The 22300-nt window shown below is 72.8% G+C and carries 16 protein-coding genes and 3 pseudogenes; 6 read left to right on the forward strand and 13 right to left on the reverse strand.

All coding sequences use genetic code 11. From position 1 onward, the window contains the following. Window positions 1-253: 253 nt before the first annotated feature. Both ACIQUT_RS21530 and ACIQUT_RS21535 read right to left on the reverse strand, forming a co-directional pair. A pseudogene (locus tag ACIQUT_RS21530) lies at window positions 254-619 on the reverse strand (SDR family NAD(P)-dependent oxidoreductase); the annotation flags it as partial. Between the two features lie 274 nt (window positions 620-893). Next, a pseudogene (locus ACIQUT_RS21535) lies at window positions 894-1208 on the reverse strand (hypothetical protein); the annotation flags it as partial. A gap of 133 nt (window positions 1209-1341) precedes the next feature. On the opposite strand from ACIQUT_RS21535, the gene ACIQUT_RS21540 reads away from it, so the two are divergent. Continuing rightward, window positions 1342-1848 carry a GNAT family N-acetyltransferase gene (locus tag ACIQUT_RS21540; protein WP_403564719.1) on the forward strand — a complete coding sequence of 169 codons (507 nt, stop codon included), beginning with the start codon at window positions 1342-1344 and terminating at the stop codon, window positions 1846-1848. A gap of 286 nt (window positions 1849-2134) precedes the next feature. Here the strand turns inward: ACIQUT_RS21540 and ACIQUT_RS21545 are convergent, their stop codons facing one another. The 4 genes from ACIQUT_RS21545 to ACIQUT_RS21560 all read right to left on the reverse strand — a co-directional run bounded on the left by ACIQUT_RS21545 (window position 2135) and on the right by ACIQUT_RS21560 (window position 4510). Beyond that, window positions 2135-2986 (reverse strand): DUF5995 family protein, encoded by an 852-nt coding sequence (locus tag ACIQUT_RS21545; protein ID WP_403564721.1) that lies wholly within the window; start codon window positions 2984-2986, stop codon window positions 2135-2137. Then, window positions 2983-3300 carry a hypothetical protein gene (locus ACIQUT_RS21550; RefSeq protein ID WP_403564723.1) on the reverse strand — a complete coding sequence of 106 codons (318 nt, stop codon included), beginning with the start codon at window positions 3298-3300 and terminating at the stop codon, window positions 2983-2985. Before ACIQUT_RS21550 ends, ACIQUT_RS21545 begins: the two co-directional genes overlap by 4 nt. 102 nt (window positions 3301-3402) lie before the next feature. After that, on the reverse strand, window positions 3403-3876 hold the full coding sequence (locus tag ACIQUT_RS21555) for a hypothetical protein (RefSeq protein WP_403564725.1): 474 nt from the start codon (window positions 3874-3876) through the stop codon (window positions 3403-3405). Between the two features lie 16 nt (window positions 3877-3892). Continuing rightward, window positions 3893-4510 (reverse strand): hypothetical protein, encoded by a 618-nt coding sequence (locus ACIQUT_RS21560; protein ID WP_403564727.1) that lies wholly within the window; start codon window positions 4508-4510, stop codon window positions 3893-3895. 317 nt (window positions 4511-4827) lie between these two features. Here ACIQUT_RS21560 and ACIQUT_RS21565 point away from each other — a divergent pair, with 317 nt between their 5' ends. The 3 genes from ACIQUT_RS21565 to ACIQUT_RS21575 are packed head-to-tail and all read left to right on the forward strand — an operon-like array spanning window position 4828 to window position 9789. Continuing rightward, window positions 4828-6171, forward strand: a complete 1344-nt coding sequence (locus ACIQUT_RS21565; RefSeq protein ID WP_403564729.1) for a CHAT domain-containing protein — start codon at window positions 4828-4830, stop codon at window positions 6169-6171. A 22-nt stretch (window positions 6172-6193) separates the two neighbouring features. Continuing rightward, the gene (locus tag ACIQUT_RS21570) at window positions 6194-8323 is read left to right on the forward strand and encodes a hypothetical protein (protein ID WP_403564731.1); all 2130 of its coding nucleotides are present in this window, start codon (window positions 6194-6196) and stop codon (window positions 8321-8323) included. Then, window positions 8320-9789, forward strand: a complete 1470-nt coding sequence (locus ACIQUT_RS21575; protein ID WP_403564733.1) for an esterase/lipase family protein — start codon at window positions 8320-8322, stop codon at window positions 9787-9789. Before ACIQUT_RS21570 ends, ACIQUT_RS21575 begins: the two co-directional genes overlap by 4 nt. On the opposite strand, the gene ACIQUT_RS21580 is transcribed toward ACIQUT_RS21575, so the two are convergent. Beyond that, window positions 9776-11938, reverse strand: a complete 2163-nt coding sequence (locus tag ACIQUT_RS21580) for a hypothetical protein (RefSeq protein WP_403564735.1) — start codon at window positions 11936-11938, stop codon at window positions 9776-9778. The two genes, ACIQUT_RS21575 and ACIQUT_RS21580, sit on opposite strands and share 14 nt — an antisense overlap. A 9-nt stretch (window positions 11939-11947) precedes the next feature. Then, window positions 11948-13405, reverse strand: a complete 1458-nt coding sequence (locus ACIQUT_RS21585) for a hypothetical protein (RefSeq protein WP_403564737.1) — start codon at window positions 13403-13405, stop codon at window positions 11948-11950. A 230-nt stretch (window positions 13406-13635) separates the two neighbouring features. Here ACIQUT_RS21585 and ACIQUT_RS21590 point away from each other — a divergent pair, with 230 nt between their 5' ends. Beyond that, complete coding sequence (locus ACIQUT_RS21590) at window positions 13636-14139, forward strand: hypothetical protein (protein ID WP_403564739.1); 504 nt, start codon at window positions 13636-13638, stop codon at window positions 14137-14139. 108 nt (window positions 14140-14247) lie between these two features. On the opposite strand, the gene ACIQUT_RS21595 is transcribed toward ACIQUT_RS21590, so the two are convergent. The 4 genes and pseudogenes from ACIQUT_RS21595 to coaD all read right to left on the reverse strand — a co-directional run bounded on the left by ACIQUT_RS21595 (window position 14248) and on the right by coaD (window position 20253). Continuing rightward, a complete protein-coding gene (locus ACIQUT_RS21595; RefSeq protein WP_403564741.1) occupies window positions 14248-18042 on the reverse strand; it encodes a hypothetical protein in 3795 nt (1264 codons plus the stop codon). Window positions 18043-18133: 91 nt separating this feature from the next. Beyond that, complete coding sequence (locus ACIQUT_RS21600; RefSeq protein ID WP_403564743.1) at window positions 18134-19216, reverse strand: alpha/beta hydrolase; 1083 nt, start codon at window positions 19214-19216, stop codon at window positions 18134-18136. Window positions 19217-19604: 388 nt separating this feature from the next. Beyond that, window positions 19605-19829, reverse strand: a pseudogene (locus ACIQUT_RS21605) (transposase); the annotation flags it as partial. Then, window positions 19750-20253: a pantetheine-phosphate adenylyltransferase gene (gene coaD / locus ACIQUT_RS21610; RefSeq protein WP_403564745.1), complete on the reverse strand. Its 504-nt coding sequence runs from the start codon at window positions 20251-20253 to the stop codon at window positions 19750-19752. The pseudogene ACIQUT_RS21605 and the gene coaD, both read right to left, overlap by 80 nt. 372 nt (window positions 20254-20625) lie before the next feature. On the opposite strand from coaD, the gene ACIQUT_RS21615 reads away from it, so the two are divergent. After that, window positions 20626-21846 (forward strand): serine hydrolase domain-containing protein, encoded by a 1221-nt coding sequence (locus ACIQUT_RS21615; RefSeq protein WP_403564747.1) that lies wholly within the window; start codon window positions 20626-20628, stop codon window positions 21844-21846. Window positions 21847-21894: 48 nt separating this feature from the next. Here ACIQUT_RS21615 and ACIQUT_RS21620 read toward each other — a convergent pair whose 3' ends face one another. Then, a complete protein-coding gene (locus ACIQUT_RS21620) occupies window positions 21895-22272 on the reverse strand; it encodes a hypothetical protein (protein ID WP_403564749.1) in 378 nt (125 codons plus the stop codon). Window positions 22273-22300 lie beyond the last annotated feature (28 nt).

Here is a 22300-nt window from a genome sequence, read left to right on the forward strand (position 1 = left end):
ACCCCGCTCGCCCGCACCCGTGCCTCCCGACTCGCCGCCCTCGACCTCGCAGCATGACATCAATTAGGCAACAGGGTCATCGACGGCTTCTACAATCCCCGCCGCATCCAGAAACGGCTGGGCTACCTCAGCCCGATCGAGTTCGAGGAGAAGCACTACGCCAACCAGGCAGCCGCTGAACAAGTGAACCTGAAACCACGTCGACCCGCCCTGACCAGCTAGTCAGCCACTCCCGCGCAGCGGGGGAACCTCACAGCGCCATCGTGGCGTCCCACACGTCCTCGCCCAGCTCGCCCATCGGCGGCCGCAGGTTGATCCCTGCACTGTTGACGAGGATGTCAGGCTCGCCGAACACCTCGGCTGCCTGCTCCGCCGCCGCGCGCACCCTGTCGCGGGTGCCGAGGTCGGCACTCACCCAGGCTGCCCGGCAGCCCTCCGATGCCAGTTCGTCGACCGCGGCGGCCAGTTCCGCCTCCTTGCGCGCCACGAGCACCACGCTGGCCCCCGCCCGCGCGAGAGCACCGGAGACGGCTCGTCCGATGCCGGAGCTGCCGCCCGTCACCACGGCGACCCGGCCGTCCAGTGAGAACAGTTCCGAGAGATAGCGATGCGAATCCATGCCCGCAGCCTAGGCCGCAACGCGCGGGCCGGACGCCCGCGAACGGGCAGACCACTGAACAGGGTTGGGCCACGGCGCGGGCTCCGTCAGCCACGCCTCCAGCTTCCCGGGCACGGCGGGGGAGGGGCGCGCACAGCGCTCTGGGGTTCCCCCACACGACGGACGGCAGCACGGCACGTGCTGATGCCGGCCGGAGGATGACGCCGACCTCGTCATCCTCACCCACCGCGAAGAGACACACGCGAAGGATGCCGCGACGGCGCCCGTCATCCGCTCAGGGAGCGGCGTGGGGCTGCGGCGGCTCGGCCTGGCCGAACGGCGGCAGGGCCTTGAACGAGAGGTGCAGCGTCACCGTGGGCGCGATCCGGTTCAGCTCGGCCCGGACCAGGGTCAGCGGATGGTCGGGGAACCGCGCGTCCCACTGCTCCAGGTCTCCGATGTGGTACGGCAGCCCGCCGGCGACGTCCGGCCCGTACGGGTGCGGCGTGAAGAAGCGCTCCGGGCCGGCCTCGGCCAGCAGCACGGCCTCCCTCATCCCCGTGAACGCGCCCTCCGCGGCCTGGACCTTGACGACGGTGCTGCACCCAGCGGCATCGGCATCCGGCGTGAGCACCGCACGGGCCTGTCGACGCGGGCCTGCGCCGCGCAGCCACCGACGGTGGACCGTCGTCATGAAACCTTTAATCGGTGGCGCTGACCGGCATGCCGGGGAGAATGCGTCCATGCATATCCGAGCCGTACGCCTGGACGAACTGCCCCTGCTCCAGGACATCGAGAGGGCCGCCGGGCAGTGCTTCCGGGACATCGGCATGCCGGAGGTCGCCGACGACGAGCCACTCCCGCTGGATGAACTCGCCCGCTACCGCCACGCCGGGCTGGCCTGGGTCGCGGCCGACGACACCGACGCACCGGCCGCCTACCTGATCGCCGACCGCGTCGACGGCAACCTCCACGTCGAGCAGGTCTCGGTGCACCCGGACAGCTCGCGTCGCGGTATCGGCCGGTTGCTGCTGGACCATCTGGCGGCCCACGCCACCAGCACGGGGGCGCCCGCCCTCACCCTCACCACGTTCACCCAGGTCCCGTGGAACGCCCCCTACTACGCACGCTGCGGTTTCCGACTCATGGACGACAGCAGCCTCACTCCCGGTCTGCGGCAGATCCGCGAGCACGAAGCGGCACACGGCCTGGACCGGTGGCCGAGGGCCTGCATGCGCCGGGCACTGTGACATCCCGATGCGGATCATCCGCCGCGGCACCGGCTCGGTGACGCATCGTTGAGGAACAGCTGGAGCGTGGCCATCAGGCGTGGGTTGCCGTGTACTGGCCGTACGCACGTACGGCGTTGATGCCGAATTCTGAGTTGCGACGCGTCACATCCAGCGAAAGGAAGCGGGCGGCTGGCTTCGGTGGCCTCCGGTCTGGCTGTATGCGCCGCCGACTTGCAGCACAGCTCGTCCGGCTCCACCTGGAGGCCTACGCGCTTCCTTCCTCCCGTCCGGCCCGGCCGGATGGTCAGGCCGGCGGAGTGCCCGCCGGCGGCCACTGCCTGCGGGAGGGGACCAGGGCTCGCAGGACGCGGAAGGCGTGGCGGCGCTTCCAGTCGTCGGGAGAGCGGAATTCGGCGATGAACGCAGCCGTCGACCTGCTGATGGAGCCTTGCGCCTCGGCCGCCGCATCCGGATCCAGGAGTCTGTGGCAGTTGAACCAGGCCATGCCCCGCGCAACCCGGATCCCGTAGCTGGTGAAGAGCTCGTCGTCACGGGTGAACAGGCGGTCCAGCGAGTGCAGTCGACGACAGTAGCGGGCTGAGATCTCGTCCTGGACCCCGTCGACGGAGGAAGCCAGCAGGTCGTTCATGCGGTGGAAGTCGGCGATGTGACGGCGCAGGTCACCGTGGGCGGCCGGGTCCAGGGCCCGGAGTGCCAGGGGCAGGTCGTACGACATGTGCGCCATCATCGAGAACAGTACTTCTTCCAGGACGTAGGAGTGCCGCACGGTCGAGGCGGCGTACACGTCACGCCACGGCTTCGGGATGCTCTCCGGCATGTCGGCGGCCCGGACTTCGCCGCCGGGCGCGCCGTCGGGACGGGCGGCACCCAGGCCCAGCCAGCTGTCGATGGCGTCCATTGCGGTGGAGTAGGCCGCGGCGAGGGTGACGGACAGGTCGGCGACCCACTCGGGCTCCCTGAACGACAGGGTGTTCGTCCGCAGGTTCGCGGCGAGGTCGGACGTCAGCCGGAAGTACGTGTACGCGAAGACCGCGCGGCGATCCCGCGTGGCGTCGTACTGCATGACGCGGGCGGTGAGTTCCCGGACGACTCCCGCGACCTTCGCGGCGGCGACGGCAGTGGCGTCCTGCGTCATGAGATCCGGCGGTACAGGGTCACGCCGAACTGGGAGAGCCTGACCGCGTTGTCGGCGACGCCGAAGGCGCCTGCGGACGGATCCGCCACGATGGTCGACTCCAGCCGGGACGGCCCGGTCAGCCGTTGGGTGACTGCCATGGCCGCGGCGAGCGCCCGGTTCTGCACCCCGGCGCCGCGGGCGTCCCGGAGATGGCGCCAGGAGGTGACCCGGGAGGCGAACAGCCCCTGCCAGCTGCCGGCCCCCACGTCGAAGGAGTAGATGTGACTGGGGGCATCCGAGCGAAGCGGCGCGCCGCCGACATTGTGTGTCACGCTGTGTAGTCTATCGAGTGCTTTGTGTACGCGGCGTAAGGGGACGGTGTGTCTCGCCCGTCCCCCCGGGCGGTCCTGCGGCAGCAGCGTCGCCTTCGGGCCTCAGCCGGAGGCGATCGTCAGGAGTCGGGCCGCGGCGGCTTCGAGATCGGCGCGGGGTACCGGTCGGCATTCCAGCGGTGCGCACACCTCGAAGGCGAAGGCGCGAATCTCGCCGGTCAGGAGCATCTGAAGGTACTCGGGTCCACCCGCTTCTTCACGACCCATCAGGATCTCCACGGTGAGCCGGGTACCGTCCGTGAGCCGTCGTGATCCGCGCTGCGGCTCACCGTGGATCAGCATGAACTCCTTCTCGTACGGGCCTTCGGGCGGGGATGTCAGCAGCCAGTGGGCGAATGCGGCGGCCCGGGGTGCGCCACCGGGCAGTGTCACGCGCCCGATGGAGTACGCGTCGAACCACCAGGACCCGTCCGGGGCCTTGCCAACCGCCAGCCACAGGTCCTCAACGGGCATGCCGGAGTAGTGGGTGCCGCGCCAGCCGAGCCGGAAACCTGTCTCATCGTGCCTGTCGGACATCGTTGCGCCCTGACGTTCAGTGGAGCCAGAAGAAGACGGTGTCCTCGGTGCGGCCCGCCTTCTTCGTCGCCTCCCACTCATGGGCCTCGACCCGCATGGGCTCCAGCAGCATTTCCGCCGTCTCGCGTACGTCAGGGTCGAGCCGGTCGAGGACCGCCTCGTACGCCTCGACCAGCTCGGCGGCCCGGGAAGCCGGGAACGTGCCGATCCACGGGACCGCGTCGCCCGGATGCGGGAGCAGGATCGGCGGGCCGCCGAACAGGAGCGCGGCGGGCGCGAGGTCGGCCGGCACCCCGTTGCGGGTCATCTCTTCGTCGACGGTGTGGAACCAGGACGGCCGCCGCCAGTAGCCGAGGTCGTAGGTGTCGGAGAAGTTCACCGCCACCAGCGCCTGGAAGGCATACGTGTAGCCGGGCTCCAGGTCCGCGCTGGGATTGCCTTCCAGGAGTTCCTCCAGTGCCTGGGCGACCGGCACCCCCAGCGTGATGCGCGCGTCTTCGAGGCGGGCGTCGACCTGTGCACACCGCTCCCGCGCGATGCCGAGGACGCGGTCCTGTTCGGGCGTCCGCTCCACCGCCGTCAGCAGCCGGATCACGGCCCGCATGTCGCCGGTGCTCATTTCCAGGTTCCCCATGGCCCCATTCCTCCGTGGATCGAAGTTCATGATCGCTCATTCCGGCGGCGAGTGCTGCGGCTGCGGCCGAGGCCGAGGCCTGCCGGGGCCGGTATGCGGTTCTTCGTACAGAGCAGGTCGGGCGCGGCCATACTGGAGTGAGCAAGCGTCATCGGGCCACCTGAGTCTGGGGGTTGCATGCCGCTCGACCGTGACGGGGCGGAGAGCCGCGCACCGGGGCGGAGGCAAGGGCTGAAACGGCATCGCAGGCCTGGGGATCGCAGGCCAGGGGGAGGACACAGGCCCGTGCGTGGCGGCTTGGCGGCGGGGGAAGCGCCGTGACCGATCCTGCAAAGGCCCTGCGGGAGGCGCGTGCCGCCCTCGACGCGGTCATCGCCGAGATCCAGCAGGTGCCGCGCTTTCGGAACTTCCTGGCGGCGCCTTCCTTCGACGACGTCGCCGAGGCTGCGCGAGCGCAGCCGGTCGTCTATCTCGCTGCGGCCGAGCGAGGCGGTGTGGCCTTGGTGGTGCGTGGCGCTGATGTCGCCGAAGTCGCCCTGCCCGAGCTCTCCAGGCGTGCCGTGGCGGACGGATTGCGCGGCTATCTGGATCGATACGCCGAGTACCGGGCTGCGGAGACGAAGTCCGCGGGGCCATCCGGCCGGGCGGCCGACGCGGAGGGCGGCGTGGGACTCGCCACCGCCCGGCGGCGGTGGGACGACGCCCTGGCTGACCTCACGGGCTGGCTGTGGCCGACGGCCATGGGACCGTTGGTGAAGGAACTCGCAGGTCCGGAGGCAGACGGCCGGGCAGCATCCAAGGTGACGTTGATCCCGGGCGGGTTGCTCGGGCTGCTGCCGTTGCACGCCGCATGGCGGCCGGACCCGGCTCGGCCGACCGGCCGTGAGTACGCGCTGGACCGCCTCCAGATCTCCTACGCGCCGAACGCGCGCACCCTGTCGGCGGCGCGTGCCGTCGCGGACGCCGTCCCCGGGAGGAGGGTCCTCGCCGTCGCACCGCCCCCGCGGGCCAACGACCTTCCGATGTCCGCAGCGGAAGCCCGGGCCGCTCGGCTGGCCTTCGCCGGCGGCTCGCTGGAGCGGCGCCTGACGGCCGACGGCCTCCTCACCCGGCTGGCGGAGGCCGACGTCCTCCATGTCGCCTGCCACGGGCTGGCCGACCTGGCCGCACCGCTCAACAGCCGGTTGATCCTCGCACCCGGCGAGGAGGTCACCCTCTCCATGCTGATGGCGCAGGAGGTGCGGATCCGGCTGGCGGTCCTGTCGGCCTGCGAGACGCTGCTGCCCGGCACCGAACTGCCCGACGAGGTGGTATCGCTGCCCACCGGGCTGATCCAGGCCGGCGCGGCCGGGGTGATCGCCTCCATGTGGGCCGTTCCCGACCTCGCGTCGGCCATGCTGATGATCGAGTTCTACCGGCACTGGCGCGAGGCACCCGACGACCCCGCGGCGGCCCTGCGGAAGGCCCAGATCTGGCTGCGCGACAGCACACTCCGGACCAGGGCGGAACACTTCGACGGCATGGGGAAGTGGCCACCCCCCTCGGTCGCGCAGGAGGTCCTGGACAGGCTGTCCCTCCTCGCCTCTGCCGAGGACGGCTCGCCGGACCGGCAGGACGGGTCGATGACCGGGTGGGCCGCCTTCGCCCACATCGGCGTCTGACGACGAGGAGTGGGAACCGCCATTGGACGAGATGCAGCTCAGAACCCTGGCAGCCGCCCTGCGGTCCGCTGCGCACCGGTTCCTGCCACCGCAGGAGGCCGCGACTCTGGACGAAGCACTGGCCGAGGCGCTCAGGCGTCCGCCCGGCCGCGCTCTCCCGGTGCTTCGGCGGCTCCTGCTGCTCTCGCCCCCGTCGCCCGAGGTCCGCCGCTGGGTCATCGCCCGGCTCGGCGGGCCCGCCGGACCCGAGGGCCCGAACCTCGACCCGGTGCGGGTCTCCGACGGCCACGGCCGCACGGCCTCGGACGACCGCCCGGGTGTCGACGGCCGCGTGGTGACCCTCTGGATCGAGGAGCGGGACGAGGACGACCTGCGCCCGCTGGACGAGGGACAGCCGTACACGGCCGTCCTCATGGCCACCGCCGACGGCCCGGACGCCCGCTACTCCGACGAGGTGCACGTGCCCGCCGCCGAGGTCCCGGCCGGCGGACTGGTGACCCGCTGCGTACTGTCCTCGACGTCGGTACGGCTCGAAGCCGACCCGGAAGACCCCGACATCCTGTGCTCCACCGTGGAGGCAGGCGACCGCACCCAGTGGTGCGCCGCCTTCCCGCTCGTCATCCCCGCGGACAGCGACTCGGCACGACGCAGGATCCGTCTGACACCGGTGACCGCTCCGGACGCCCGGCTCGACGCCTTCCTCTTCGTCGGCGACGACCTGTACCGACGCCTCGCCGTGTCGATCGACGTCCGGCCCGCGTCGGCCCCGGCGGAATGCGAGGAGGACGACGAGCCGCAGGCGCAGCCGGCGGTCGCCGTCCTCACCGTGGGGAGCCTGCCGGCCGCACACGCCGGGCTGGTCCCGACGTCCGCCTGGCAGCGGCCCACAAGCCACCTGGACGTCACCGTCGTCTCCGCCGGCACGGCGATGGTCCGCTGCGAGGACTTCGGCGTGTTCGCCCAGGTTCCGTGGACGGCGACCACGGGCAGCCTCGAAGCCCGGGTGGCGAACGTCCGCGGCGCGCTCGACCGGCTCCGGCAGGCGTACAGCGAGCAGTTCGATCTGGTCTCGGCGGAGGACCTGTGGGCGGACCTCGCCCATCACGTGCCGTCACCCGACTGGGTGGCCGACGAGCACACACCGCGCGAGCCGTTCGCCTCGGCCTGGTCCGCAGTCGCGGAGAGCGACGAACTGCGCGAGCTGGCGTTCGAGGGCTACCAGCTCTACCGGGCCCTCTTCGCGGACGAGGAGCTCCGGCAGTACGTGGAACGGCTGAAGCACGGCGACCGCCTGACCGTGAACTGGCTGGAAGGCGTGACGGACCGGGTTCCCCACGTGCCGCTGCCGCTGCTTCACCTGGACCCGGTGTCTCCGGGCCGGCCGGTCGACCCGTCGGCCTTCCTCGGACTGCGTTTCCGGCTGGGGTGGATGAGGCGGCAGACCAGGGGCTCGCGTGCGCTGGGCGACTGGCGCCGGACCACCCGGGCGCACCTGCTCTACTGGGTTCAGGATCCGTCCGACACCGTCGGCGCCGAAGCCCGGCGGCACGCCGAGGAGCTGAGGCGCTGGCAGCCGGCACTCCTGCTGCCGGACGGCGAACCGAGCATCACCGACCTGTCACGGTTCCTGGCAGCCCCGGAGCCGCGCCCGGTGTCCCTGCTGTACTTCTACTGCCACTGCACCAGCGGCACCGGCAGCGATCCGCGGCTGCGGCTCGGCCCGACCAACGACGCGGGCGACGTACTGCGCCGGGTCGACATGGGCAGTGATCCGTTCACCGACAGGCCGGTCGTCTTCGTCAACGCCTGCGGCACCAACGAAAGCGACCCTCTGCTGGTCAACCAGCTCATGGACGGCTTCCTGGACCGGGAGTGCCGCGCCTACATCGGAACCGAGGGCCGCGTCCCACCCGGTCTCGCAGCCCGGTTCGCCACGACGTTCTTCAGCTTCCTCTACGGCACGACGGGCACGGACCGGGCGCCGGTGGGGGAGTCGCTGGCCCAGGCCAGACGCTTCCTGTGGCAGCGCTATCGCAACCTCGGCGGCCTCTTCTACGGCTACGTCAACGACGGTCTGCTCTACCAGGCGGACGACGACCACGTGCGGCGTCTCGGCGCCGCCTCCACCGCGGAAGAAGGGAAGGACCGATGAGCACCGACCCCTGGGAACGGTTCCGGTCCGGCGGGGCCGCCCGACGCCTGGAGATGATCCGGGATGCGGCGGTCCGCGAACAACTTCGGCCCCACCTCGGCACACCGGCCGTCGACGCGTACCTCCGCCTCGCCGGAAGGATCCCGGGCGGCGCCGTCCACCTCGGGGAGGACCATGCGCCCAACCTCGTCTTCGTGCCGGGGGTCATGGGCAGCATCCTCGCCAGCACGGGACTGGGCGGGGTGTGGTGGCTCGACGTCCGCACCCGCCGTCGGCTGGACCAGCTCGGGCTCACCGCCGACGGGGAGAAGGACGCCACCCCGGGTGCGCGCATCACCCCAGTCGCCGTGGACGCGAGCTACGACGCCTTCTGCACCGCGGCCCTGGCGCAGGACGACGTCGGGCACCTCACCTTCCCCTACGACTGGCGCCGGCCCGTCCCGGCTGTGGCCGGCGGGCTGCGGGACCTGGTGAACGACACGTTCCGCCGGAACGGCAACCGGCCCGTACACCTCGTCGCCCACAGCATGGGCGGCCTCGTCGTCCGGGAGGCACTGAGGCAGGCGCCCGACCTCTGGGACCGCGTCGGCCGGATCGCCTTCCTCGGCACGCCGCACTACGGCTCTCCCGCGATCGCCGGCTACCTGAAGAACCACCTGTGGGGATTCGAACTGCTCGCCCTCCTCGGCCGCCATCTCTCCCGGGCCACCTTCCGGTCGCTCTGGGGCGTCCTCGACCTGCTTCCGGCACCCGCAGGGGTCTACCCGGGCACCAGGGCGGCACCGGACCCGACGGCCGCAGACGCCGATCCGCAGACGCACCCCTGCGCCAACTTCGACCTGTACGATGCGGGCGCCTACCGCCTCGGGCTCGATCCGTCCGAGCAGTCCCGGCTGCAGCGGGCACTGGACGGGGCCCGGGACTTCCACGTCCGGCTGGCGGCGTGGCACGGATCGCTGCCCCAGGAACGCCGGGACCGGATGCTGGTGATCGCCGGCGTGGGGTACCGGACGCTGTTCCGGCTGGCCTACCGGCCGGCCTTCGGATTCCTGTGGGAGCACATGGACCGCGTGACCACGAGAAGGCCCGGAGATCCGCACCGCGAGGGCGACGGCCGCGTTCCGCTGGCGTCGGCGCAGCTGGAGTCCGTGGGCGACACCCGCTACGTCCGGGCGGAACACGGCGGGCTGCCCGGAGTCCCCGCAGTGTGGTCGGCGGTCTTCGACTGGCTCGCGGGCAGGCCGGTGCGACTGCCCCTCACCCCGGCAGGGGCGCTCGCGGCCACACTCGGCGACGACATCCATGTCGACGTGCCGGAGCTCGCCCCCGCCCACGCGGCTCCCCTGCAGGCCGACGACCCGGGGTACCTGCGGTTGGATCCCGTCGACGAGTCCGTTCTGGCCCGTTGCGAGGCAGCCGCGGCAGCCGACCGGTTGCCGGAGTTCGCGCGGGTCAAGGTGCTGTGACCGGGTTCCGGGCCGCGTTCTCGCCGGCCCGTACGCGCTGCGCCGCGTCCGCCAGGCGGTCGAGCAGCTCGTGCGGAAGGCCGGCGGGACCGTGCCCGATCCGCGCGCTCCTCAGGGTCAGCGCCTCCGTCAGCAGGACCAGGCGGCCGGTCTCCATCAGCCGTACCGCCTCCTGCAGGCGGCCGGCCGCAGCGCTGGCGTAGGCGGCTTCGCCGGTCAGCTCGCCGCCGGAGCGCAGCCACCACGTGCCGTGTCGCGGGTCGGTCTGGCTGCGTGCCAGCCCGTGCAGGGTTTCGACGGCGATCCGGAACCCCAGGGCCGCGTCCTTCGGGCGAGCCTCGGCGCTTGCCCAGCGTCCCCACAACGAGCCGATCCACCACAGCATCTCCGGGTCGGTCCGCGCCTCGTCGGCCCACACGTGCCGCATCGCCCGGCGAGTGGCCCGCAGCGACACCCGGACAAGCCCGGCCTCCGCGGCGGCGAGCGTCAGGATGAGCTGTGCGGCACGGATGCGGTGGCGGTCCAGGCGAGGTGTCCGCCGCCGGGCGAGGGCCCGCACCATGGCCAGCGCGTCGAGCAGCCCCTCCCGGCCGTCCACGGTGAACACGTACCGCTCGAACAGGGCCAACGCCAACGCGAGCCCGATCCTGGAGGCGTCCGGTGAGCGGGGCGGGACGTCGGCGTGGGCCTCCCGGAGGCAGCGGACCGCGTGCGCGAGGTCGCCCTCGTCCCGGCTGACGGCGAACCGGTCGCGCCAGGCGCTGCCCATGCCGGCCAGCGCCGCCCGCCGGACGGCGGCCGGGGGATCGGCGTCCAGGGCCTTGGCGAACGTGGCGAGGGCCTCGTCGAACAGCTCCGGGTCCGCGGACTGCCGCGCGGTCTCCTCGGTGATCACCGCCTGGTTGACGAGCAGGGCGCCCCGCTCCCCGGCCCGGGCGACAGGCGACCCGGCGGCCTCCCGGGCGAGCTGCAGGGCGGCGTCCAGGGCCGACATCGACCCGGTCGCCTCGAACCTGCGGTACCAGTAGCCCGCGCAGTGGCCCACGGCGGCGGGGCGGTCGCGGGACGTCTCGGGTGCTGCGGCTGCTGCGGCGTGCAGTGCCTCGCCGGCCTCCTCCAGGTCGGCACCGGCGGCATCGCGCCGGTGCCGGTCGAGCAGGGCTATGCCGAGGTCGAGCTGCCGGCGAAGCCGCTCGGGCGCAGCGGCGGGCGTGGCGTCGGCCGCAACGGACAGCAGTGCCACCGCCAGGTCGAGGTCCTCGCCGTGGCCCCGGGCGGCATACCGCTGGCGCAGCACGCAGCCGAGTGTGTGCGCCGTGTCCGCCCCGGCTGCTTCCGTCCCCCACACGGAGGCCAGATCCCGTACCGCCGCGTTCAGGTGACTGATCCGGTCGGTTTCCCAGTACGCCTGCAGCCGCCCCAGGGCCAGCCGGACGTGGCAGTCGGCCCAGCCGGAGGTGCCGGGCCGCGCCGACCGAGCGGCGTCGCGCAGCAGCCGCAACGCCCGGGCGCGGCAGTCCGCCGGATCCGGGGTGCCGGGGTCGTCGGCCAGCTCGCTGAGGACCAGGCCGAGATTGCTGCGGCGGCTGGCGGCTCGCGGAGACGTTGCGGGGGTGAGCACGACCGCCGACTCGAGGCAGGAGCGGGCCTGCTCCAGGTGCCGGACGCCGCCCACGGCGAAGAAGCACAGCAGGTGTGCCCGCCCGGCGTCGTTGAGCAGGGCGGCGAGCAGGGCGGGGTGCGCGTCGGCGAGGGCCGGTTCCGCGATCACCCTGCCCCAGGCCTCTGCCCATTGCGCGGCGTGCTCGGCGCGGCGGCCGGGTGAGTCCGCCTCGGTGAACCTCACCTCGGCGCGCTCCGCCTCCCGGTGCCGGTCGGCCACGAGCGCATAGCACGTGGGATCAATGACCGGGCTGTCGTGTGGAAAGACCGCCTCGGGGTCGGCGCGGCAGCGGGTGAGGAAGCGCGTGTGCTGCTCGGCGAGGAGCCGGCCGCCCCGCGGCCCTCCCGGCGCCAGCCGCCTGAGCGTACGGGCCGCTGGCTCGTCCAGGATTTCGGGGTGCGCGCGCACGATCAGGCCGACCAGGGGGAAGTCGTCCTCCGCCAGGTAGGCGCGGACGATCTCGTCGAGGGGGCGACGCGTTGTCATGACAACCCACTACCCCATGTCCTCGTGGGCTGACTCCACCCGTCGGACGGCTTGCAGGTAGCGGTGCCGCAGGTCTTCGGGCAGCCGGTCCACTGCCGCGGGAACCAGGTCGAGCGCCTCGCTGAGGAGGACCGCACGCCCGCGCTCCAACCGGGCCGCGGCATCCTCCGCCAGCCCGCGCCGGACCAGTGCGTACGCCGCCTCCTGGGCGAGTCCGCGGAACGCGGCCAGCCACGCCTCGTGGTGGCGGCGCAGGGACTGTGCCCGCCGCAGCGCATCCACCGCCTGGAGCAGGTACCCGTCGGCCTCGCCGACGTCCTCCCACGCCGACCGCTGCACTGCCCAGCGCATCCAGTTGTCGGCGGCGTGCACGGTCATCTCGGGGGCGGTCAGGAGTCCCGCGGTGCAGGCGCGCAGCAGCGTCCGCCGCGCCGCGGCGATGTCGTCGGCCGAGCCCGTCGCGTCGGCGACGGCCTTCTGGGCAGCCCCGAGGACGTTCAGGCGGCTCGCCAGATACGGTGCGGTGGCCTCCGTGATGGACACGGCCTCGGCGAGGGCGTCGACCGCCGCACGCAGCACCGGCTCGCCGCGCTCCGGTCGCCCGGCGAGGCGGTCCGTCTCGGCTCTGTCGACGAGGGCGTTCCCGAGGTTGGACAGGAAGGTGGCCCGGCCGGCGACGCCCCAGGGGGAGACCTCGATCGCCCTGCGGTAGGCCGCGATCGCCGCGTCCAGGTCGTGCGGATCCACGTGCTCGTCCGGTCGGGGCGACCCCCGGTCCCCGAACTGCATGCCGAAGCGGGTCAGCAGCGCGTTCCCCAGGTTGTTGAACCACCCTCCCAGCTCCGGATCGTCCGCGTGGGCGGCCTCCACCGCCGCCTCGGCGAGGCGGACCGATTCCCGTAGGTCACCGTCCTCGACGAGCCGCTCGTAGCGGTCCATGTGCAGCATGGCGAGGTTGCTGCAGATCCTGGCCCAGCCGAGGGCGGTGCGGGGAAGCACGGCCAGGGCCCGGCCGCCGAGGGCGATTGCCTGATCGAGGTCGGTGAGCGAGCCCGTGGCGTCGTAGCGGTCCCACAGACACAGCGCCAACGTGGCGGCGCACTCCGCCCATACCGCCGAGTCCTCCGCTGCCTCCGCCATCGCCGTCCGCACCGTCCGCATGGCCTCGGCGAGGTCGCCGTCGTCACCGGTCACATCGAAACGGTCGGTCAGGACGACGGCCAGATCATTCGCGCGTGTTCCCCGGCCGGTCGTGCCCGCCGCGCCGGTGGCGAGCGCCGTTCGGCAGCCGTCGACTGCCAGGTCCAGGTCCGCGCGGTCCCCGCCGCGCCAGAAGCGCCTGCGATACGCGGAGGCCGCCCGGCTCCACAGCTCTGCCAGCGCCTCCGGGTCCGCACCGGCCGCCTCGGCCCGCCGCAGCTCGCGTACGACGTCCTCGGGCTCGGGGGTCTCCGGTTCCGTCTCCACGCCGCCCCCCCCGCTCGGTCCCGGTCGACTGACAGCGGCCCGATGCGTGTGGCCCGGGCGCCTGCCCCAAGCCTCTCACCGCTTCACCCGGCGAGTCAGGGATTCCGGGCTACGTCAAGTCCCGAAATGCAGGGGCATGACGCGGTGCGGCCGCCCGGGGCTTACTTGAGACACGGGTTCACGCAGAACCGGTGGCCCCTCCTCCCCACCCCCCACGTAGGAGTTTCCCCATGTCTCGTACCTCCCGCACTCTGCGTCTGGCGCTGTTCACCGCCTCGGCTTCGCTGGCGGCAGGAGGCGCGCTGCTGCCCACGAGTGCGCTCGCCGCCCCGGCGACGCCGCACACGGTCACCCTCCCGGCTGACCGCGGCGCCAACGGCCAAGAGAACGACGAGCGCGAAGACAGGACCGAGGACACGACCGAGGACACGACCGAGGACAGGACCGGCGAGACGGACGGCACCGACCAGCAGGACCCCGCCGAGGGCGCGGACCAGCCCGGGTCGACGGACTCCGAGTCCGGAGTGGTTCCGGAGAGCTACTGCAACGACCCGAAGGGCCTCCCGGGACTGTGCGTCGACGGCAAGCCGCTGCCGAAGGGCGACGGCACCGTCACCGTCCCCCAGGGATCGGTCCTCTGCCTGGGAATCGACACCCCCCAGCAGTGCGCGGACCGGCAGAGGCCCGTCGTGCAGAGCCCCACGGGCAGCTCCACCGTAGAGCTCGCGGTGTGACCCGGGCTGTCGGCCGAAGACGAGAAGGACACGCGCGAAGGTCGCGGCGCCTGGAGGCGCCGCGACCTTCGCCGGGTGTTTCCCCGGTTTGTGCGCCGCGTGCCCGGCTCAGGGCCGGCCGGCGGCCTCGGCCGCCGCGTCCCGGACGTCCGGAGAGGGGTGGCCGCACAGCTCGGTCAGGGCGGTCAGGGGCGTGGCGGTGTCGCCGCCGGCGGAACGGGCCGCTCCCAGCTCCTCCTCCGCGCGCGCGAGCACGTACAGGCCGGTGAAGAGGGCGTCCGGGGCGGCGGCTGAACGGGACCGCGCAAGGTCCCCGCGCAGGCCGCTCGCGGTCGGCCGGCCGGCGCGGCGGGCCTCCGACCGGGCGGTCCGGGCCGCGAGCAGCGGACGGTCCCGGACCAGCCGGGCCTGCGTGCGCAACCAGGCCTCGTGATCCGAACCGGCGCCGGGTCCCAAAGTGGTGCGCAGCCCCACGCCGAGCCGGAGCGTGGCGTCCTGCGCGACGAGCAGGGCGCACGCCCGCTCCCAGACGGGGCGGCAGGTGTCGGGCAGCCGCTGCCCCGCCCACCGTTCCAGCTCCCGGGTCAGCGCCTCGACCCGGTGCCGCACCGCGGCGTGGTGCTGCTCTCCCGCGCCGGCGGCGAGCAGCTCGGCGAGCAGCTCGGCGAGGACGGTTCCCGCGCCGCCGGGATCCTGCCGGGCCGCGTCGACCACGGTCACGGCGGCCGCCTCCCACACCGGTCCCGCGGTGCGCGGGTCGGCGACCAGCCGGGGCAGCAGCCCGAAGTGCACGGTCGAGGGCTCGGCCTGCGCCCACCGGTACAGGACCCGGCAGGTCTCGGCCGTCTGCTGCGGTGTCGGACCGTCCTTCTGGCCCTCGTCCGCCGCCGCCGTGGACGCGGCCCCCTCGGCGTGTACGGCACCGGGGGCCGTCAGCAGGGCGTGGCAGACCCCGTTCACCAGGGTCGCGTACCGCTGTCGCGCCGGCCCCGACAGCTGCCACGGGGAGACCCGCAGCAAGGCCGCCCGCTCGGCGGCGGAGCCTTGGCGGGCGATGCCGTCCAGGCAGGCCGCGACCGGCTCCAGGGCCACGAGGGCGGCCGCCCTCGCCACTGCCGCCGCCCGTACGTCCGGGTGCTGCCCGGAGGCCGTGAACGCGGCGACCAGCGCCTCGCCGGCGAGGGCGGCGGGCAGCCGGTCGGCGGCCAGCCGCACGATCTCCTTGCGGCTGGTCACCTTCGAACCCTCACTGCGGGCCAGCACCGGCCGGAAACGCGCGGCCAGGTCCACGGGGGGCACGTGGGGGCAGACCCGACCGATCGCGTACACCGCCACCCTGGCCCGGTCGTCGGCCGCTCGCGCCAGCAGGTCGGGCAGGACGAGCGCCGGGCGGTCCGCGTACGGGAGCGCGGCCAGCGCGGCCTCGGCCGTGGGCACGTCCCGGGCGGTGGCGAGGGCGCGTACCTCCGCGATGCCGGCGGAGCCGGGGACGGCGGCCAGGGCACGCAGCAGGGCGTCGCCGGGCACGCTGACGCTCCCGGCCCCGGCCCCGCCCGTGGCCGTCACGGCGTCGGGGTGGCGGGTGCGCAGGCCGGCGACCAGCCAGTCGGCGACGGCCGTGCAGGCGGCGCCGGTCCAGCGGTGGGCCGCACGCACCACGGGCGGCAGCGGATACCGCTCGTGGGGGCGGCCGATGTGCTCCGCCGGGTGGAAGCGGCCGGCAGGCGGGGTGTCGAGGGGGTGCGCGAGGAGGACGGGCAGCAGGTCGTCCGCATGCCTGGCGACCGTCTCGACGACCTGGGGCAGGACGATCGCACTCGGCTCCTCGGCGAGCAGGGCACGCACCCGGCTTCGGCGCAGGGCGCCCGGCGCGAGCCACAGGTCCGCGCTGCGGCGGGCCACGCGCTCATCCGACGTGCCGGTCAGGACCCGTTCGACCGCCGTCCAAAGCCACGGCGTTCCCTCCGGCCGGCTGCGGGCTCCGCGACGGGCGGCGCCGCTCCCGCCCGGGCCGGCGAGGGTCTCGGCCAGGGTGAGCACGGGATCGGGGTCACCGGCGTCGAGGGCGGCGGTCACGAGCGGACGCAGGCCGCCCACCAGCGCCTCGACCGCCTCGGCCGGCGGATTCCGGCGCAGCGTGCCGAGCGTGTGGGGGCCGCAGGCGGGGGTGCGCCCGGCCCCGTCCACGCGCAGCAGCGTCTCCACGGCCCAGGCCAGGAGCGCCGCACCGGGCGTACCGGGGTGCGCGCCATGGGCGCAGGCCACCCGGCGGGCGACGGTGGCCAGGGCCGTCACGGAGCCGAACGAGCGGTCGCGGGCCTCCAGGGTGTCCGTGACGATCCGGTGCAGCGCCGCAGGCGCGGCCTCGGCGAACAGTCCGGGCGGCACGCTCGACAGCGCGCCCAGGGCCTGGGTCCGGATCGGGTCCTGCTCCGAGCGGAGCCGGTCGGCCAGTTCCGCCACCACCCCGGCCACGGCGGCGGGGCGGCGCGAGCGTGCCGCACAGGCGACCAGTGCCCGCCAGGCCGCGCCGCGCTCGTCCGCGTCGGACCGGCGGGTTCCGGCGAGCAGCGCCGGGGCCGCGTCCTCGTAGGGGAGCAGGCCGCGCAGGAGGAACAGCTCGGCCGGCGTCGCGCCGCGCTCGCGGGCGGCCGAGAGGGCGTGCCGGACGTGGGGTGCGGCGGCATCGCAGGGCAGCAGCCGCAGCAGGTCCTGGGGCATCGGGGGACGTTCGAGGCCGGCGGCCGACATCGCGTCCGCGAGCCGGGCGTCGCGCGGGCTGCGGCTGCGGGTCGCGTCCAGGACGGGACCGCGCCGGCCGGGCGGCAGCGCGCGGAGCACGGCGGCGAGGGCGGTGACGGTGGAGCGAGGGTGCCGGAGGGTGGCGAGCAGTTCGTCCTCGGGCAGGGAGCGGACGAATCGCCGTGCGGCGGCATCGGTGAGGGAGGTCAGGACGAGGTCGAGCCGATCCTCCCGCCACAGCCGGGCGACCCGGCGGGGGTCGTGGGTCAGGAAGCGGGGGAGGTGGGGGAGGAGCCCGTGGGGAAGCCGGGCCGGTCCGTGGAGCGCGAACAGGTCCAGGACCCGGACCGGTTGGACCGCGGCCAGCGCGGTGAGGGCCGGTGCGGCCCGGAACCGCCACCAGTTCTCGCGGGCTGCCTCCGGGAGGGCCTCCGCCTCCCCGGCCAGCCACTCCCACACCACCAGGGGGTGCCGGCGGGTCAGGGCGGGCCAGCATCCCAGGGCGTGGTGCAGGAGGGGCAGCAGACGGCGCACCGTCTCCGCAGAGCAGCCCGGCAGCAGCCGCGCCGCCTCGTGATCCCCCCAGGTCTCGCGCAGCGGTTCCACGAGCGTGTCCGCGAGGCGGCGGACGGCGCCGGGATCTGCGGAATCGGCGGCCGGGCGCCGCAGCCGGCCGATCAGATCGCGGCGGGCCGCCCCGGTCACGTGGTCGGCGAGGAGGAGCGCGGGATCAGGGGTGATCAGCCCGGCGGCGAGGGCCGTCAGCGCCTGGGTGCGGACGTACCGGTGCGGGTCGGTCAGGCCGGCGGTGAGCACGGCGGTGAGGCCGGAGCCGTGCGCGGGATCGGGGGTCACGGACCGGGCACAGATCAGGGCGAGGGCGCGGACGTGCGGAACCTGCCGGTCGGGGTCGGCGAGAACGCCGAGGAGGCCGGGCACTTCGGCCGGGGGCAGGGCGCGGACGTGGTCGACGGCGGCGCACACACGCCGGTGGTGCGGCAGCGGGGCGAGTTCGGAAAGCAGCCGCTCCGCGGCAGCCCCGGCGGCCCTGTCAGCCTCGTCAGCCCCGGCAGCCCGCACCGGCACGGGTGCAGAGGTGTCGTCATCGCGGGCCGGGTCCGGCTCGCGCTCGGCGGCGGAATGCTGTGAAAGGCTGCTCATCCGCCCATCCTGCCGCAGACCCTCCGCGACCTCCCAACCCCTTTGCGGCCGGGGCCGCAGCCGCCCCCTTCCCCGCTCCCCTTCACCGCCCCTATTGCGGCTTCGGGCCCTTCATCAGCTTGCTGAGCTGCTCCAGGGGGCCTTCCTTCATGCCTCGGACGTAGTCCCAGCCGTTGTGGTCGCCGCCCTGGATCTCGTGGATCGTGACCTTGATCGGGCCCTTGCCGAACTGCTGCTGGAACTTCTCCATCCGGTCGCGGCCGCCCTCCTTGGTGCCGTACTGGAAGAGGACGTTCACCTCCGGGCCCTTGCTGTTGATCAGCTTCGGGGCGAGCTTCTCGGGGTTGTTCGCGTCCATTTCCGCCTGGTGGCCCTTCCAGAGCGGGGAGTCCGGGACGATCTCGCCGCCGTTGGCGATGACGCCCCGGAAGCGGTCCGGCCGCTGCAGGAGCTGCTTGAGGCCGACGAAGGCGCCGGAGGAGTTGCCCATGAAGGCCCAGCCGTCGCGGGACTTGTAGGTACGGAAGTTGGCCCGGGCGAGGTCGGGTACGTCCTCGCCGATCCAGGTGCCCATCTTGGCCTGGCCGGGGATGTCGGAGCCGTCGTAGTAGTACTTGTTGTCCGGGTTGAGGATCGGCATGACCAGGATGAACGGGAGGCTCTTCCCGGCTGCGGCGCCCTCGGCGACGGCCTTCTGGAGGCCCAGCTTCGGCATGGTCGCCCAGTAGTTGTCGGCGTTCCCGTTGCCTCCGGGCAGCGCGATCATGACCGGGAAGGCGCTCTTCGCGTACTCGGGCTGGTCGTACTCCTTGGGCGTCCACACCCAGACGCTGCCCTCGAAGCCGGACTTGGCGCCCTTCACCCGGGCCTTGGATATGCGGGTGCCGTCGTCCAGCTTGACCGCCTGCTTGAAGTCGGCGAACGGACCGGTGGGGAGGGACACGTCCGGGTCCGCGCTCGGCGCGGAAGCCTGCTTCCCGCCGCCGGTCTCCTTGCCCGGTCCGGCCGAGGGCTTCCCGTAGCTGACGGACTCGCCGTTCCCGTCGAACCAGTCCGTCTTCCAGTGGATCAACCCGGCACCGGCGCCGGCCAGCAGGGCCACGGCCACTGCGGAGCCGATCCACACCTTCTTGCGGGATCGCCTGGGCTGCTGCGACTGCGGGTACTCGTGCACGAACTTCGCTCCGAACAGTGCGGCTGCCCTGGGCGGGCAGAACGGGTGGGTCCTCCTCTTGGGAGGCGTTTCTCGACCCCCAGGTTGCAAAAATATGCAATAAATATTGTTTAGGCTTCACATGGGTACGTCTCGGGTACGTCCGGTTCCGATGTGAGGCGTGCAGTACGTTCAGGCCGTCCCGGGCGCCGGCGCGTGCCGCAAGGGCGTACTCCCGAGGAAAACCGACCGGTCCGGGTGTGACCGTCGCTGATGACGTGCCGGGCGCGGGCCAATCGCCGAGCGACGTCCCAGTCGGCGATGAACTTGCCGACGGTGGACTCGCCGGCGGTTCCGGATGCCTGGCGGGATCCGAGTCGGTCGAGGGGCACGACGAATTCGTTCAGGTGTGGAGCCGGCCCCACACTCCCGCCCTCGACCAGATCAGGAACCGGCGGTGGGCCATGGGCTTCGATATCCCGAAGCAGGGCGGCAGGGCCCGCCAGGCGCAGCCGCTGACCAGCACGTAGACGATCGCCGCGAACAGCGTCTCATCAGGCGTGTCCTGCGTGCCGCCGCCCTGCGGCCGCACCCTCGACGGCCGGATCAGCGGCTTCGCGATCGCCCAGATCATCGTTCGGGACACGGTCGTGTTGACCCATCGCGGTGACGAGGGTGGAGGAGATGTGGGCCAGGGCGGGGTCTGCAGCGATGAAGAACGTTTCGACTCCGGCCAGTTCGTGGTTCATGCGGGCCATCGGCATCTCGTAGTCCAGGTCGGCAACGCCGCGGACTCCGCGGATGACGACGTCGATCCCGACTCGGCGGCAGTAGTCGACCAGCAGGCCGCCGGTGTGGGAGTCGACCGTGACGTTGCCCAGGCCGGCTGCTGCCGCGCGGAGCCGGTCCAGCCGTTCGGCGATGGGGAAGCGGCCGGTCTTGCTCGCATTGAACATCACGCAGACGACGACCTCGTCGAACAGGAGGGCGGCGCGGCGGAGAACGTCCTGGTGCCCTTGAGTGATCGGGTCGAAGGATCCTGGGAAGAGGGCTCGCATGATCGGAAAGAGTAACAACCGGCCGACCCCGGTAGTGAAGTACCAGGTCAGCCAAATCGCCAAGATCAAGCCGGTCAGGCACGCTGCCGAGCGCCTGACCGCGTGCTCGCCGGCGCCATGTCAGTGGAGGGCTCTACCGCGTGAGTGTCGGCCCGTGTCACACGCCGGCCTGACCGAACGAACCAGCACCCCTGGCCGCTCTTTCGGTATCCGGGGGTTGGCCCTACCCGGCACCGGGCGGTCAGCAGGATCGCCGAGGGCGGCTTTCGCGGAGAAGCTGGGACCGGTCCGGGGAACCGTCCCCGCCGAAGTGATCCAGCGGCCTCCGGCACGTTCCGGAAGGCCTGTCCAGTTCATGGGAGTTGGTGGCGCATGCGCGATCCGGCAGAGCAGCAGTTCCGCCCATCCGGACGGTGGGGGAGGGGGCGGCGCGGGGGTGTGCCGGGAGCGGTCGCGGTCGCCGTTGCCGTGGGCGTGCTCGCTGCGGCGGCCGCGGTGCCGCCCGCTGCGGCAGCGCCCTCCGCCGCCCGGGACCACACCGTGCAGCAGGCTCTGAACGCACTCGTGCGCTCCGACGGCATCCCCGCCGCCCTGGCCAGTGTCACGGACGGCAAGGGACACACCCGTACGTACACCGCGGGCGTCGGCGACGTCTCCACCGGCGACGAGGTGCCCCGCGACGGTCAGGTCCGCATCGGCAGCAACACCAAGACGTTCACGGCCGTGGTCGTGCTGCAGCTCGTCGCCGAAGGCAAGGTGGAGCTCGACGGCCACGTCGATGCGTATCTGCCGGGTCTCGTACACGGTGACGGCATCGACGGCGGCCGCATCACCGTCCGCCAGCTCCTCCAACACACCAGCGGGCTCCCGAACTACACCGACCACCTGAGCGACGACATCCGTCACTACGAACCCCGCGAACTCCTCGACCTCGCCCTCCGGCACAAGGCCGACTTCGAACCCGGCAAGGACTGGAAGTACAGCAACACCAACTACCTGGTCGCCGGACTCCTCGTGCAGAAGGTCACCGGACGCCCCCTCCCCGTGGAGATCGACCAGCGCGTCATCCGGCGTGCCGGGCTGCGCCACACCTACTTCCCCGTCCCCGGCGAGCTGCGCATCCGCGAGCGCCACCCCAAGGGCTACCACCGGGATTCCGCGGGCGCGCCCTTCGTCGACGCCACCGAGTGGGACCCCTCCTGGGCCTGGGCGGCGGGGCAGCTGGTGTCCACCAACTCCGACCTCAACCGCTTCCACTCCGAGCTCCTGCGCGGTCACCTCGTTCCGAAGCCACAGCTCGACCAGATGCGCACCACGGTCCGCGCCGGCCACCCCTTCGCCGACGGCGCCCGCTACGGCCTCGGCCTGGTCAGCACACCGCTCTCCTGCAGCGACGGTGTCTACTGGGGGCACGGCGGCAGCATGACGGGGTACGAGACCCGGGGCGGCATCACCGAGGACGGCCACGCCGTCAACATCGCCGTCACCACGCAGCCGGGGAAGACGACGCAGAAGCACATCGAGGAGATCGTGGACAAGGCGCTCTGCTCGGCCGCACGACCGGCCAAGGGCAAGGGCAAGGCCGTGTTGTAGAACCGGTCTCCGGGAATCGCCTCGTGCCATGACGCCCGGATGCACGGGTCAGTTCTCGTGCGGCGGGGCAGCCGCGAGCAGTTCGCTCTTCACGTGGTCGTAGTCGGCCAGCGCCTGCGGGTCGCCGCGGTCGTAGGCGGTCCAGAATCCGGGGCGCTGCCAGCGGGCGTCCGCGAGGCGGGTACGGCCGTCGGCAATGGCCAGGGTCCAGCCGGGCGGTATCCGGGTGTCCACTGTCTCGAAGCCGGCGGGGTCCCAGAGCAGTCCGGGGTCGGGTGAGCCCGGGCCGAGTACACGGATGTAGCAGTCGATGTCGTAGGTGACCATCTCCAGAACCGGATAGACACCGCCCACCCGGATTCCTTCATACTCTGCGACGGGGAAGTCGCCGTCGGGATGGATGATCTCCAAGCATCTGACTCTCATGGAGAGAAGTCTCGCCCAGGAGCCGACG

Origin of the sequence: Streptomyces sp. NPDC090445 (genome assembly GCF_044769385.1) — a bacterium.
GTDB lineage: Bacteria > Actinomycetota > Actinomycetes > Streptomycetales > Streptomycetaceae > Streptomyces.

Excerpts from the sequence above, each read along its gene's own strand:
- ACIQUT_RS21590 (WP_403564739.1), top strand. The coding sequence starts at position 13,636 with ATGTCTCGTACCTCCCGCACTCTGCGTCTGGCGCTGTTCACCGCCTCG.
- ACIQUT_RS21540 (WP_403564719.1), top strand. The coding sequence starts at position 1,342 with ATGCATATCCGAGCCGTACGCCTGGACGAACTGCCCCTGCTCCAGGAC.
- ACIQUT_RS21615 (WP_403564747.1), top strand. The coding sequence starts at position 20,626 with ATGCGCGATCCGGCAGAGCAGCAGTTCCGCCCATCCGGACGGTGGGGG.
- coaD (WP_403564745.1), bottom strand. The coding sequence starts at position 20,253 with ATGCGAGCCCTCTTCCCAGGATCCTTCGACCCGATCACTCAAGGGCAC.
- ACIQUT_RS21620 (WP_403564749.1), bottom strand. The coding sequence starts at position 22,272 with ATGAGAGTCAGATGCTTGGAGATCATCCATCCCGACGGCGACTTCCCC.
- ACIQUT_RS21580 (WP_403564735.1), bottom strand. The coding sequence starts at position 11,938 with ATGACAACGCGTCGCCCCCTCGACGAGATCGTCCGCGCCTACCTGGCG.
- ACIQUT_RS21545 (WP_403564721.1), bottom strand. The coding sequence starts at position 2,986 with ATGACGCAGGACGCCACTGCCGTCGCCGCCGCGAAGGTCGCGGGAGTC.
- ACIQUT_RS21560 (WP_403564727.1), bottom strand. The coding sequence starts at position 4,510 with ATGGGGAACCTGGAAATGAGCACCGGCGACATGCGGGCCGTGATCCGG.
- ACIQUT_RS21575 (WP_403564733.1), top strand. The coding sequence starts at position 8,320 with ATGAGCACCGACCCCTGGGAACGGTTCCGGTCCGGCGGGGCCGCCCGA.
- ACIQUT_RS21555 (WP_403564725.1), bottom strand. The coding sequence starts at position 3,876 with ATGTCCGACAGGCACGATGAGACAGGTTTCCGGCTCGGCTGGCGCGGC.
- ACIQUT_RS21595 (WP_403564741.1), bottom strand. The coding sequence starts at position 18,042 with ATGAGCAGCCTTTCACAGCATTCCGCCGCCGAGCGCGAGCCGGACCCG.